The sequence below is a fragment of the Shewanella sp. SM101 genome, assembly GCF_025654465.1.
Lineage (GTDB): Bacteria > Pseudomonadota > Gammaproteobacteria > Enterobacterales > Shewanellaceae > Shewanella > Shewanella oncorhynchi.
Window position 1 is genome coordinate 55,393 of the sequence record NZ_JAKKRH010000009.1, and the last position, 13,752, is coordinate 69,144.

The following is a 13,752-nucleotide window of genomic DNA, read 5'->3' on the forward strand; positions in this document are numbered from 1 at the left end:
ATCTGTTGTAGATGCCTGCGATACTGCGTCCCTATCGGAACTTTTTAGCTGTTGCAAGCCCCTTAAACTGAGTTGTTATCGATAGTCGATCCCCGCTACGAGTCGCTTAATTGTTTTCTTGTTGGAGCACCATGGATAAGTCGTTAGAAAAATCCCTTCTTGTTTGGCTTAAAGCCCAGAAAAAAGCCTGTGGCCTGTTCCTTAAATTGTCGTTATGGCTTGGGATGATAAGCGCCGTCGCTATGGTGGCGCAGGCTTATATTATCGCGACGATTCTGGATGGCGTGATCATAGGGCAAGTTATACCGCTAACTGACAATGCCCAAACGGTCAGTTTCAGCGTGAGTATTGATACCTATACACCTCATTTTATTGCGCTAATTGCCTTGATGTTACTGCGTGCCTTGCTGGCTTATGGGCGTGAACGCGCCAGTTTTGAGGCGGGTAAGCGTCTACGTGGCCATATTCGCGCGGCAGTGATGGACAAGTTGACTAAGCTAGGTCCGGCATTTATTAAAGGTAAACCCGCAGGGAGTTGGGCAAGCATAGTCTTAGAGCAAGTCGAAGATTTACAAGATTTTTATGCCAGATACCTTCCGCAAATCAGCCTTGCTGGTTTTATTCCCATCCTCATTTTAGCAGCGGTATTCCCGATTAACTGGGCGGCAGGCTTAATCCTGTTACTCACAGCGCCATTAATCCCTATGTTTATGATCTTAGTTGGCATGGGCGCTGCAGATGCTAATCGCAAGAACTTCAGTGCGCTTGCAAGATTGAGCGGCCATTTTATGGATAGATTAAAAGGCTTAAGCACCTTGAAACTCTTTCACCGTGGTGATGCCGAGCTTAAGGTGATCGCTACTGCTTCGGAGGAGTTTCGTAGCCGTACTATGTCGGTGCTACGCATGGCATTTTTAAGCTCGGCAGTCTTAGAGTTTTTTGCCGCGGTATCGATTGCAGTATTGGCGGTTTACTTTGGTTTCAGTTACTTAGGTCACTTAGATTTTGGCTACTATGGCGCCCATGCCAATATCAGCTCAAGTACAGATCCTGACATGGGTGGTATTCCTTTCAGCCTATTTACTGGGCTATTTATTCTGATTTTAGCTCCTGAGTTTTATCAACCGCTGCGCGACATGGGGACTCATTACCATGCTAAGGCGCAGGCTATAGGCGCGGCAGAAGCTTTGATTACCTTGCTCGAACATCCGGAACCTGAATTTGCCGGCCACGTCTGCATCAATAGCATAGAGACGCTGAGTGCCGACAATCTTGAGGTGTTCAGTGTCGATGGCACGCGTTTACTTGGCCCGCTGAGTTTTGAGTTAAAAGAGGGTGAACGCTTAGCCTTAGTTGGCCCGAGTGGCGCGGGTAAAACCAGTTTACTCAACGCCTTATTGGGATTTTTACCCTACAAGGGCCATTTGTTGATTAATGGCCATGAGTTATCCGCATTAGACTTATCCCATTGGCGACAGTACTTAGCTTGGCTTGGACAGGAACCGCAGTTATTTCACGGCACAGTGCGGGATAACGTGGCCTTAGCCGACCCAACTCTGCCCGACGATACGCTGTGGCACTTGCTGGCAGAGGCCAATATTGGCGACTTCGTTAAGGCGCAACCATTGGGTTTAGATGCGCCGGTCGGTGAGCAATCTTCCGGTTTATCCGTCGGCCAAGCTCAACGTATTGCTTTAGCAAGGGCGCTTGGGCAGCAGGCGAGTTTGTTTGTCCTTGATGAACCCACAGCCAGTTTAGATAGCCAGAGTGAGCAGGCGGTGAGTTCAGCGCTGAATCGCGCCATGGCGGGTAAGATGTGCATTATGGTGACCCACAGATTAGATCAGTTAGATCAAATGGATACTATTCTTGTACTCGATAAAGGCTTGATAGTGCAGCGGGGCGACTTTACCACTTTGTCTGACACACACGGCTTATTCCAAACCTTACTGCGTGAAAATGTTGAGTCCGTGGCGGATATTGAACTTGTACCGTTATCGGCAAGCGCAAGTGAGACGCAGCTTGATAGTGACGCTCCACTCGACATTGCCGCCGAGTCTACTAAAGGAGATGCCCAATGAAAGTGCTGATCCCCTTTATTCGATTGTTCTCGCGCCAGTGGCTAATGATGTCCGTGGGCTTGCTGCTGACCATTATTACTTTGATGGCTGGCATAGGTTTACTGTCACTTTCGGGCTGGTTTCTTTCCGCTACCGCGGTCGCGGGTTTGACAATAGTCACGGCGCAGTCCTTTAACTTTTTCACTCCCGCTGGCGGGGTACGTTTCTTATCAATTGCCCGAACCGCTAGTCGTTATGGCGAGCGTTTAGCGACCCATGAGGCGACCTTTAAGTTGTTGACTGAACTTCGTGTTTGGGCGTGGCGTAAACTCTTGCCGCTCAGTGCTAAAAATCTGCAAGGTCTGCGCCGTGGCGACATGCTCAATCGCTTAGTGGCCGATATCGATACCCTAGATCATCTTTACCTGCGACTGCTCACGCCTATGGCGGCATCCCTTCTGATGACGGGGCTCTTGTATCTGTTTCTTGCTTGGTTCGATGCCAAGCTGGCCCTGAGTCTTTGCCTATTTTTAGTCGCTGTTTGGCTGGTGATGCCACTGCTATTTTATCGCCTTGGACACGGGCCGAGCCGGACTATGCTCGAAACCAAGCGTCATTATCGGGTGCAGTTGCTGGATATGTTGCAAGGCCAAGCCGAACTTAGTCTATTTGGCGCGAACGACAGATTCAGGCAGAAACTGAATGATGCAGAAATTGCACTTTTTCGCAGCCAAAGCGCGATGGCCAATATCACTGCTCTCAGCCAAGCCATGTTGATCCTCTCCACGGGCTCAGCCTTGATCATGATGCTTTATTTAGCCGCTCAAGGTGTGGGTGATGCCGTGCCGCCGGGGCCCATGTTTGCACTTATGGTGTTTGCGACTATGGCCTGCGTCGAGATGATGATGCCGATCGCGGGCGCGTTTCAGCATTTGTCAGGTTGCGTATTGGCCGCAACGCGAATTAATGAAATCACCGAACAAAAGGCCGATATTCAATTTGCTGTCGATACTGGCTTGAGGGCAAAATCTGGCGCATTACAGATTGAAGGTATCCACTTTGGTTATCGAGACGATCAAAATGTGCTGCAAGGTTTGTCCCTTGAGATAAAAGCTGGGCAAAAAGTCGCGTTACTTGGGCCAACGGGGTGCGGTAAGTCGAGCTTATTGACGCTGATTACCCGAGAATGGCAAGCGCAGCAAGGGCACATCAAGCTCGATGGTCATGCACTTTCAGAGTACAGTGAGCGCGGTCTTAGGGATGCGATTACTGTGATTAGTCAACGCATCTATTTGTTTGCAGGTACTTTGCGGGAAAATTTAGTATTAGCCTTACCTGTTATCGAGGGCGAGAAACGCACGGCCCACGACGCACGCTTGATTGATGTGTTACAACGGGTTGGGCTTGGCGCTTTACTCACGGGTGATAAGCCGCTGGATATGTGGATAGGTGAAGGTGGACGTCAGCTTTCGGGCGGCGAGCAGCGCCGTATTGGTGTTGCTAGGGCGCTGCTGCGTGATGCACCGCTGTTATTGCTCGATGAGCCAACCGAAGGGCTAGATAAACGCACCGAGCGGGAAATTTTAAGTTTACTGTTTGAATTTGCTCAGGATAAAACCTTACTTATGATTAGCCATCGTTTAACCGCTATGGCGAAGATGGATCAAATTCATTTACTCGGTCAGGGGAAGATTATTGCGTCTGGCACTCACCAGAGCTTAATTGAAGACAGTGCAGAGTATCAGGCCTTGTACCACAGACTCGCTTAAGGTTTTGGATTTAATCTTTTAGAATTAAGATGTTGGCGCTCAATATTATAAATAGCGATATATTTTACCCATTAAAAGCGGATATAAATCGATGAACCCTGCGATGCCAGAAGCATTAGCCCCACAAATTAATGCCCATTTTAATGGTAAGTTTGAGGTCGAGCTTAAATACCGCTTACTGGATCGCTACGCTTTTTTCGCTGCCTTACAAATGAGAAATCCCGAGGTCATGCTCGAAGATAACCTTGAGCATGACTGTTACTTTGATCTGCCATCACAATCACTTAAAGGCGAACACAAGAGCTTGTGTATCCGTGAGATGCAGCCATCGGGGATAATGCTGTGGATAGTGAAAGGGCCAGAAAAAGACCGCTGTGAAGCCGTGAATATCACTGAAGCAACAAAAGCAAAAAGTATGCTGCATACCTTAGGCTATGAGTGTGTACTGGAAATTAAAAAGCGCCGCAGTATCTATTTTCTGGGTGAATTTCATCTAACAATCGATCATATCGAAGGTTTAGGGGATTTTGCTGAACTCGCGATTATGACCAATGATGAAACCCTATTGCCTAAGTATGAAGTTCAATTGCAACAACTCGCCGCTGACTTAGGTCTAAGTGAAGTGCAGCGAGAGTGGTTATCCTATCGGCAGTTGCAGCAGGCTTTAAATAATAAGTAATGGATTGAATCTTTTGGATTAACAGCTTGAGACTTACATAGCTTAAAGTTTCATCGCTTAAGTTTAATGGTTTACACCGCTAGATTTTGCCTAACAAATCCCTTGCAATAAACCGGAATGGCTCAGTTCAAATCCCTTTGAGCGTCACTGTCCATATCGCATTCACAGTCTGTTTTAACTCGCTATCGACGACTTAAACTTAAGCAGCGTACTCAAATTCGAGTATCACATTTCAATTCAAGCCACCTTTACAAATTCAAACGGCTTAAATACTGATGACTCAGTTTTATTTGCCATTAGTTACTTTACTTGATGCGTTTTAGCCTAAGCGTTGTGAAAAGGCGAGGTAGCGTTTAACTTCCGCTTCAGGGAATTTTAATTCGTCACCATCTTGAACACTTGAGAGTAAATTCTCCCGAGCGAAGCGTTTAATGGTCGCTGGTGTTTTATCTAGCATTTTGCACACTTCATCTAAGGTTAATAAGTTATCGCTCATGGCACTCTCCCAGTAATTCAATAGAAACATGACCCAAAGAGTATAGAACAATAATTCCAATCAAGATGACGCCAGCGGCCTAAACCGCCAAGGCTATGATTCTATTTTGTGGTTGCGGGCGGTTTCCCGCACTTGGCTCTCTATTTGCAGATGGCCTTTTGCCGCTGTGATCGCCAGAACGGCACGGGACTTGAATTCGCGGCGATATAAGGTTGCGACCACAAATAAGCTAGCCGAGATAAAGAGTATCGGGTGTACAAACCAGCACAATACCGCCATTGAAAAGTAATAGGCGCGTAAACCATAGTTATAGGAGTGTGCCGCTTGATCTTGCACTGTTGCCATTTGTCTTGCATAGGCTTTGAGATTGTCATTTGAGCCATCGGTGTCCAGAGGACCCGCGCCTATCATCACGTTCACAAAACCGTATTGGCGCATTGACCAAGTAAACTGGAAGAAGGCCATCACAAAAATACTGACTAACAGCGCGAGTTTGACTTGCACCAGCGCATGATTCGGTGGCGTGGCGAAGGGAATCGTCGCAATAACACTTTCTAGTCGTTCAACTTGTGCAAATAAGGTCAGCACACCCGCGAGCACAAACAGCGTGGTCGATGCAAAAAAGGCAATATTGCGCTCAAGGTTGGCGAGTAGTGCCGCATCACCTACACGCACACCGCGGGTCATCACCTCAAGCATCCAGTAAATTCTATGCTTATGCAGACCACGGGCAATACAGTCTGTATCTCTCGCCTTGCTACGGGCAAAGGCGGTGTAGCCAGCCCAAGAAACGATAAACCACACCAATGCAGAAATATCTAACAACGAAAATGTCATAGCCACCTTAGTAAAATGTAATATGGGGAGAAAGAGAGAGATTAGTCATGTGCAGATTATGAGGTCTATGAAAGATTTGGTGCAACTGAGAAACGATTCCCAGTAATGATTTTTTTGCATAGTGATTGTGACTTCACATTAGGATAAAACTGTTTTATGACAACTCCTGTGTCAGTCGCTTAAATATCTTCGATATAAAGTTGCTCACAAATTTCAGCCTTAATTAATATTTTGGTTACATCAGTATCAACTTTAGATTGACTTTTTAGGGCTAATTCCTTCTAATCCTTAACTTAATTTATTGCATCTAAAATTCAATTTTGAATTTTTAAAAAGTTAGGGATGACTATGAAGTCAAATTTGAAATCCATATCGCTCGCAGTTGCTGGCGTATTAGCGCTTAGCAGTTGTGCCATCACTCAATCTGTTGAAGATAATAAAGAAACTGTTATTGGTTGTGCTATTGGTACTGGTTTAGGTGTATTGATTGGGAATTATTTAGGTGGCAATGAAGGTATGCTTTATGGCGGTGCCGCTGGTGCTGCGATTGGTTGTACCGTTGGTTATGATTTTCAGCAAAAACGCGAAGCATTAGAACAGTTAGCGAAAACAGAAAATCTTGATATTCAATTTACTTCAATCAGCGCTTCAAAAGCATCAGATGAACAACAAAGTAGCTTACTGATCAGTTCAACCGAACAAACCATGTCGAAGGAAGATTCAGAAAAGTACGCTAATTATCAAGTTGTGGGTATGGCTGCGACAGTTTCGAGTAATAGTGAAGTGATGTTTGCTTCTGGAGCTTCAGAGGCGACGCCACAAGCTAAACAAAAATTTCAAAAACTCGCCGCTATCTATAAAGACTCTAAACAAAACATTTTGATTACAGGTCATACAGATGCCAGTGGTGCTGAATCGTTAAATCAAGAGCTTAGCGAAGCGAGAGCGCGTTATGTGGCAACCCTCTTTAATCAAGCTGGCATTCCGACTGAGCGATTATTCTTCCAAGGAGCAGGGGAGTCACAGCCTGTTGCAGCTAATAGTGATGACGCTGGCAAAGCAAAAAATCGTCGAGTAGAAATTATTGAAATTGACGGTAAACCGGATCAATTACTGGCCTATTCATACAAACAGAAGGCAAATTTGAGTTATTTATCCCGCCGATCGCAGGATAAAGTGGCAGCAGCCAAGCCTACGACTCAAGTGGAAAAGCAGCCTACAACTCAGCCAAATAAACCGAGCACTTCACCAGCTCAAATACAAATGACGGAGTCGGAAATCGTCAAGTTACTTGAGCCAGTGAAACTGCAAAAAGCCTTGGTAGATTTTGGCGGTAAGAAAATGCTCGACCCATCGACAAACTTTACCCAGTTAGTGGGTGCTAAAAAAGAGAGCGGTTTTGCATTATTTAGCAAGGCGTATGCATCTGAAGTCTCTAGCCTAAATTGCGCCGTTGAGGGACCGAGAGTCACGGGGGACGTGAAGAGTTTAGCCACAGGTGAGAGCTATAATCGTAAGGATTACAACACAGCAGATTATTTACCGGGTATGAATGGTACTGCTTGGGGTTATAAAGTGAATGGCCATTATATTGGTTTGACCCCTGTTGCTGTAATTAAGGACAGTGGCACGGCTGTTTCTGCGCCTAAAGTGAATATTTGGAAGAATTACAAAGGTTCAAGTAAAGATGATCCAAATTATCAGCTTACGAGCCATGTAGAGACTTATTATGGTGATAAAGGCTTGTTATATCGTGTTTTTACAACGGACAAAGACTCTCCTGTGCGCTGTATAGATGTGGTGATGCCAATCGATCGTTCAGCGACCGCGATTGCTGGCAAGTTGTACTACGAGAAGAATAAAACGGTTTATGAAGCCGATTTTGAACCCAAATTGTTATAAGCAATGTGCTTAGGAGCGGTAAATGGATTTTGTGTCTATGTTATTTAATGAGTATCGCACGTTAGTGTCGCTGTTACTTTCGTTGATGGTATTAGTGTTCATTATTACGGTTTGGTGGGATAAGGTCAGTTTCTGGTGGCTTAATACATGGTATGCCTTTCCGGTAATCGGTAAGGAGAGTCGCTTAGCGAAAGATTATGAAACCCAAGTTAAGATTTACGATAAGGATTGGTTGAATACTGAAGTCGCACTGTGTACTGATTTTGCCGCTCATTATGAGAAAGTGAATAAGGACGAGGAGCTTTTCAGTAAAAGCCAAGACTATTTAGGTAAAGTGACTGAAAATGGTCGTAACAACTTACATATTTTGGGGTGGATATTGATTGCCGCCTTAGTGTTTGTTGAAGCAATGGGATTTAGTTACGTTCTTTCAGGTTTCACGATTCCCGGAGCATCGGAAAAACTACAGCAGCAAGGTGCTGTGGGTATCGCCTTCATCATCTCGGTTTTACTGGTAGGTTTAACTCACTTTACTGGACATGAGCTGCATGCTAACTCGCTCATTAAAAAGGCCAAGGTCTGGTGGAAAAATGCTAAAAACCGCGACAAATCGACGCCAGAACTGGCACCTAATACTCGCATTAATTTAGATAAAACCTTTGAGGATGATAATGAGCCTCAATATAAGCAACTCATTAATCGGATCTCTACTAACGCAGAGGTTAAGCCCCGTTATTTCATCACCACGGTTACAGCTATTGCGATCCTAGTGATTGCAGTATTGGCAACCTATGTGCGTGGTCAAGTGCTTGAAAAAATGCACATTGATGAAGTCAATATTCAGCAAACGAGTGGATTGTATCAAGAACAAGACCCCTATGCTGAAGCACCTCCAGCACTCTTACTGGATGAGTCTAAAAGTGCAGGTGATAAAGCAAAGGATGACGTGTGGGATCGTGAACAGAAAGGCGGTTGGGGAACTTTTATTTTTCTTGCTTTCTTATTCATCCTATTACAGATTTTCGGTATTTTAATTGGTTTTAAAACCGGATTTGCTGGCAAACATTCTAAAGATGCGCGCAAAGAAATTGGCAACTTTAAAAGTGAGCGTGAGTTTAAGACGCATTATTCTCGTTTAAAGCAGCAAGTCGCGCGCGTGGCCCAGAAGCGCCTAACTAACTTGCAGCAAAGAATGAATCAAAAAGCCGAAACTAATTGCCAAGATCCTAAGGTGCTAGAGGTGTTAGAGGCCTGTGGTGAACGTTCATTCTTGATGTATATGGAAGATTTAGGTAATGCCGAAAATCGATATGATCAATCGGTACGTTTACGTGAGCATCAAACATTAGCCAGCCATCAGGCGATGAAAAGTGCCGCTGTGGTGGCAACGTCTCATGTTGTTGAGGTAGAAACTTCCGAAGCACCAGAGGCGATGGAAGCAAGATTGAAAGCCGAGTTTGTTGCTGAAGCGAATGCTAAAAAGGCTGCAGAGGCCGAAACGCCAGAACAAGCTGAACAACGTATTCGACAAGAGCTGCTTGCTGAAATAACTCAGCAAAAAAAGGTTGTTGAAACGGAAGAACAGATGCGCGATCGTTTACGCAAAGAGATACTTGGAGAGTTAAGTTCATGACAGGAATGACAAAGCTTGCTAAGTTGGTGGTTACTGGCTTGTTTGGCACTTTAGCTATTTCTATGTGTTTGCCTGCGATGGCCGCTGAGAGAAATGATATTAAAAGTTGCTACGAGTTTGCCAAAATTGATCCACTAACGGCAAAGACAGTTTCTGGCCGACATTTATTTGTGGCGATTGATGGTACTTTTTCTCCGGACATAAATATTAAACAGTTAGTTCATGAGAAAGTGCATCTCTTCCTACAAGCTGGAGATAAAATCACTATCATTAGCTTTAGTGCTTATGTAAAAGATTTTTATACCGATGTTTTGTTTAGTGGCAGGCTGGATACTGATATTGCTGACAGGGATGACGTATCGAAGAAAAATCTAATGGCTTTTGATAATTGCATGAATAAGCAGGCTCAGTTCGTTAGAAGTAAAATTGATGCCCATATAAAACATGCTTTTAAACCTAATGATGTGGATTTGCCTAAAACTGAAATCCTCAGTAATTTATCTCAGGTTATTGCGCCGCAAGTGGCTGCCGATACCGAAGGACGCCGAGTATTGTTACTTGTGTCCGATATGGTTGAAAATTCAGATGTGACCAGCTTTTACAGTAAAAACACCTTAAAAGTTATCGAACCTGAGCAAGAAATGCTAAAAATACAAAAAGCGAACATGCTGAGTGATTTTAAGCAGGCAGATATTTACGTATTAGGTGCGGGTTGGGTTCCTGCTACATCAAAAGGATTTAGAGGCGGTCAAGTAATGTTGCCGTTGAAACAGTTTTGGCAGCAGTATTTTGAGTCCTCCCATGCTGAACTTAAAGGTTTTGGTCAACCCGTATTAATGACGGATATGTAATGACTGGGATTTTAATTAAGTTGTTACGTCATAGATAAGTACCGTTTTAGACTCTAATAAAAAAGCCAGACTCAGTCTGGCTTTTTTATTGTTATCGCGATGGCTAAAGATGCATCGCGATATTCTAAAGCAAGTTCAGTGTACTTATTCTTCGCTATCACCCAGTGACAGTAACGTGGCGTTACCACCGATGGCAGTGATGTTGTTGGTGCGAGTCTTTTCAGTCACAAAACGGGTTAAGTAGTGTGGGCCACCGGCTTTAGGACCTGTGCCTGACAGGCCTTGACCACCGAAAGGCTGTACACCGACCACAGCGCCGATTTGGTTACGGTTAATGTAGACGTTACCTACGTTCACTTTGTCGGCAACTTCAAGGGCATGGCCTTCGTTACGGCTGTGGATACCTAAGGTTAAGCCAAAGCCTGTGCTGTTGATCTCGTTGATCACTTGGCTCAGTTCGGCTGCCTTGTAGCGGATCACGTGCAGGATTGGGCCAAAGTGTTCTTTTTCGAGCACTTTGATTGAGTCGATTTCCACTGCAGTTGGCGACACGAAGTGACCGTTCTCAGTGCCAGCAGGCAGCGGCATTTGCTTGATAAGCTTACCGACTTGCTTGATATGATCGATATGCGCATCTAAGTTGGCTTTGGCGGTGGCGTCAATCACGGGGCCTACGTCGGTTTTGATTGAACTTGGGTTGCCAATCACTAACTCATCCATGGCGCCTTGCAGGACTTCGATCACGCGATCGGCGATGTCTTCTTGGAGGAAGAGCACGCGCAGTGCGGAGCAGCGTTGGCCCGCGCTGGTGAATGACGATGAAACCACATCGTTAACCACTTGCTCGGGTTGAGAGGTAGAGTCCACTACCATGGCATTTTGGCCGCCAGTTTCGGCGATTAATGGAATAATCGCGCCTTCGCGGTTGGCGAGTGTGCGGTTAATCAGTTTTGCTGTGCCAGTTGAACCGGTAAAGCACACGCCACCGATACGTTCATCGGCCGTAATTGCGCTACCCACAGTCGCACCAGTACCCGGTAGGAATTGCAGCACTTCGACAGGAATACCTGCTTGATGAGCGAGTTGAACCGCACGGTAACCAATAATTGAGGTTTGCTCCGCGGGTTTTGCGATGACGGTATTACCCGCCGCTAATGCCGCAGAGACTTGACCGAGGAAGATGGCCAATGGGAAGTTCCATGGGCTGATACACACGAATACGCCGCGGCCTTGGAGGAACAGTTCGTTCAGTTCACCCGTTGGGCCTGGAAGTAGTTCAGGTTTTGCCATCATCTTCTTGGCTTGTACTGCGTAGTAACGACAGAAATCAACGGCTTCACGGACTTCGTCGATACCGTCTTGAATGCTCTTGCCCGCTTCACGGGTACAAAGAGCGATCAATTCTTCGCGGTTTTCTTCTAATAAATCGGCCAATTTTTGCAGTGCAGATGTACGGGTTTCCACTGGTGTGCGTGCCCAAGAGGCAAATGCTGCTTCAGCAGACGCGACGGCTGCTTCGATTGCAGCTTTGTCGGCGAAGGCGACTTGACCTACGGTTTGGGTAGTGTCGTATGGGCTAACAACCGTTTTATGTTCGCCAGTTAAGGTTTTACCGTTAACCAGAGGGCCCGCTTGCCATTGGGTATTTTTAAACTGTTCTAGTGCCGCGAAAAATGGCTCAGATTCGGAAATGATGTTCATATTGAGTCCCTTGGAATTTTTGCGCTCGCTACCGAAAATATCGGCAGGTAAAACGATTCTGTTGTTAGCCAGGGTTTTGTAACCCGTCAGTGTTGTTAGCGGATGTACCACTAATGACTCGATGGGGGTTTTAGGATCGACCAGTTTGTGGACGAACGAAGTATTCGCGCCATTTTCCAGCAGGCGACGAACTAAGTAGGGCAGTAGATCTTTATGCGCACCGATAGGCGCATAAATACGTACCGCTTTAGCACCGGCTTCAGCCAGAATCGTGTCGTACAGCTCTTGTCCCATGCCGTGTAAGCGTTGGAACTCATGGTTACGATCGCCCGCCATATCGGAAATTGCCGCAACGGTTTGCGCATTGTGGCTAGCAAATTGTGGGTAGATAGCACCGCGAGTCGCATCCGATAACAAGTAACGGGCGCAGGCGAGGTAAGAAACGTCAGTACCGGCTTTGCGAGTGTAGAGTGGATAAGCGGCTTCGCCAGCTTGTTGCGCCCACTTAAGTTCGCTATCCCAATAGGCGCCTTTAACTAAGCGAACTGGGATTTCATCCCCTTGATCTTTCGCTAGACGCGTTAACCAAACCAGTACGGGCAGGGCACGCTTAGAGTAGGCTTGTACTACTATGCCGAGTAATCCCCAGCCTTTAGTTGCTTCAGAATTAAACAGTTTTTGGAACAGTTTTAGTGATAACTCGAGGCGATCGACTTCTTCAGCATCGATAGAGATACCGATATTTAAGCCACGTGCCAGCTTAATCAGGCGAATCACTGTGTCGTACAGTTCAGTCAAGACGCGGTCTTCATTGGCCACTTCGTAACGTGGGTGCAATGCCGATAGCTTGATGGAGATTGTTGGGCGCGGTGATTCATTTTCGTTATAGCTTTGAGCACCGAGCTCAGTTATCGCATTGGCGTAATCGGTATAGTATTTCTCGGCATCTTTGCGAGTTAACGCCGCTTCGCCCAGCATGTCGTATGAATGGGTATAACCTAACTTACGTTTGTCTTCGCTGTTTTTTAGGGCTTCTTTCATGTTGCGGCCCAGTACGAACTGCTTACCCATGATCTTCATCGCTGCCATCATGGCTTGACGGATCACAGGTTCACCGAGGCGATTCACTAAGCGGCTCAGCAAGTTGCTTGGGGTGCCATCGAGTTTTTTATCGAGTTTAACGATTTTACCTGTGAGCATTAAGCCCCAGGTCGATGCGTTAACTAGCACTGAGTCACTCTTGCTCATGTGCTCATCCCACTTAGCGCCTGAAAGCTTATCTTCAATCAGCGCATCGGCAGTGGCCGCATCGGGAATTCGTAGTAAAGCTTCGGCTAAACACATCAGGATAATGCCTTCCTGTGTTTCTAAGCTGTACTGTTGCAGGAAGGCATCTATGCCGACCATCAAACCTTTTTTATCGAATTGACGAACCTTATTGACCAGTTCGTGGGCACGACGAGTGACGCGCTCTATGGCTTCATCACTTGAGGGAACTAGTTTGATCAGCTCTGACAAGTATTGTTCTTCATCGACAATGTAGTTGTCGCTGACTGCTTTGAACAGTTCGTCGAGATTGGCAGAATCGTAGCGGCCTGCCAGCACTTCACTCGCTTTGAACATAGTTATCGCTTCCATCTTGGCCGTTATTGGGGCGCTATTGTTGAAACAAATTGGGAGGCGCCAAACGCATTTGATATTTTGTATACAATATGAAGGTTTGCGCGCGCAGATTATACAACCAAAATGTGACGGACAACACTATAGCGTGAAAGATTGTGAAGCTTGTTTGATTAGCTTGTTAATAAGTCGATGTAACGCTTG

Annotated in this window: 9 protein-coding genes; 6 read left to right on the top strand and 3 right to left on the bottom strand. The window is 45.8% G+C overall.

The window, feature by feature from the left end:
* Window positions 1-131: 131 nt before the first annotated feature.
* The 3 genes from cydD (at window position 132) to cyaB (ending at window position 4,508) form a co-directional block, all read left to right on the top strand.
* A complete protein-coding gene (cydD, locus tag L5M38_RS06870) occupies window positions 132-2,081 on the top strand; it encodes a heme ABC transporter permease/ATP-binding protein CydD (RefSeq protein WP_263178636.1) in 1,950 nt (649 codons plus the stop codon).
* Window positions 2,078-3,829, top strand: coding sequence for a heme ABC transporter ATP-binding protein/permease CydC (gene cydC, locus L5M38_RS06875; protein ID WP_263178637.1), 1,752 nt, complete (start codon window positions 2,078-2,080; stop codon window positions 3,827-3,829). Before cydD ends, cydC begins: the two co-directional genes overlap by 4 nt.
* Before the next feature lie 91 nt (window positions 3,830-3,920).
* On the top strand, window positions 3,921-4,508 hold the full coding sequence (gene cyaB, locus L5M38_RS06880; protein WP_263178638.1) for a class IV adenylate cyclase: 588 nt from the start codon (window positions 3,921-3,923) through the stop codon (window positions 4,506-4,508).
* Between the two features lie 319 nt (window positions 4,509-4,827).
* Here cyaB and L5M38_RS06885 read toward each other — a convergent pair whose 3' ends face one another.
* Window positions 4,828-5,004, bottom strand: a complete 177-nt coding sequence (locus L5M38_RS06885; RefSeq protein WP_006082937.1) for a helix-turn-helix domain-containing protein — start codon at window positions 5,002-5,004, stop codon at window positions 4,828-4,830.
* Between the two features lie 93 nt (window positions 5,005-5,097).
* Entirely contained in the window at window positions 5,098-5,841 is a 744-nt protein-coding gene (locus L5M38_RS06890; RefSeq protein ID WP_263178639.1) for a DUF599 domain-containing protein, read from the bottom strand.
* 348 nt (window positions 5,842-6,189) lie between these two features.
* On the opposite strand from L5M38_RS06890, the gene L5M38_RS06895 reads away from it, so the two are divergent.
* The 3 genes from L5M38_RS06895 to L5M38_RS06905 are packed head-to-tail and all read left to right on the top strand — an operon-like array spanning window position 6,190 to window position 10,227.
* Window positions 6,190-7,743, top strand: coding sequence for an OmpA family protein (locus L5M38_RS06895; protein ID WP_168822544.1), 1,554 nt, complete (start codon window positions 6,190-6,192; stop codon window positions 7,741-7,743).
* 22 nt (window positions 7,744-7,765) lie between these two features.
* Entirely contained in the window at window positions 7,766-9,376 is a 1,611-nt protein-coding gene (locus L5M38_RS06900) for a hypothetical protein (RefSeq protein WP_263178640.1), read from the top strand.
* Between the two features lie 5 nt (window positions 9,377-9,381).
* Window positions 9,382-10,227 (top strand): hypothetical protein, encoded by an 846-nt coding sequence (locus L5M38_RS06905; protein ID WP_173496764.1) that lies wholly within the window; start codon window positions 9,382-9,384, stop codon window positions 10,225-10,227.
* Window positions 10,228-10,371: 144 nt separating this feature from the next.
* On the opposite strand, the gene putA is transcribed toward L5M38_RS06905, so the two are convergent.
* Entirely contained in the window at window positions 10,372-13,566 is a 3,195-nt protein-coding gene (gene putA / locus L5M38_RS06910) for a bifunctional proline dehydrogenase/L-glutamate gamma-semialdehyde dehydrogenase PutA (RefSeq protein ID WP_263178641.1), read from the bottom strand.
* Window positions 13,567-13,752: the final 186 nt, after the last annotated feature.

Bases quoted from the DNA above. Each gene is read 5' to 3' on its own strand.
- cydD (WP_263178636.1), top strand. From the start codon at position 132: ATGGATAAGTCGTTAGAAAAATCCCTTCTTGTTTGGCTTAAAGCCCAG.
- cydC (WP_263178637.1), top strand. From the start codon at position 2,078: ATGAAAGTGCTGATCCCCTTTATTCGATTGTTCTCGCGCCAGTGGCTA.
- cyaB (WP_263178638.1), top strand. From the start codon at position 3,921: ATGAACCCTGCGATGCCAGAAGCATTAGCCCCACAAATTAATGCCCAT.
- L5M38_RS06885 (WP_006082937.1), bottom strand. From the start codon at position 5,004: ATGAGCGATAACTTATTAACCTTAGATGAAGTGTGCAAAATGCTAGAT.
- L5M38_RS06890 (WP_263178639.1), bottom strand. From the start codon at position 5,841: ATGACATTTTCGTTGTTAGATATTTCTGCATTGGTGTGGTTTATCGTT.
- L5M38_RS06895 (WP_168822544.1), top strand. From the start codon at position 6,190: ATGAAGTCAAATTTGAAATCCATATCGCTCGCAGTTGCTGGCGTATTA.
- L5M38_RS06900 (WP_263178640.1), top strand. From the start codon at position 7,766: ATGGATTTTGTGTCTATGTTATTTAATGAGTATCGCACGTTAGTGTCG.
- L5M38_RS06905 (WP_173496764.1), top strand. From the start codon at position 9,382: ATGACAAAGCTTGCTAAGTTGGTGGTTACTGGCTTGTTTGGCACTTTA.
- putA (WP_263178641.1), bottom strand. From the start codon at position 13,566: ATGGAAGCGATAACTATGTTCAAAGCGAGTGAAGTGCTGGCAGGCCGC.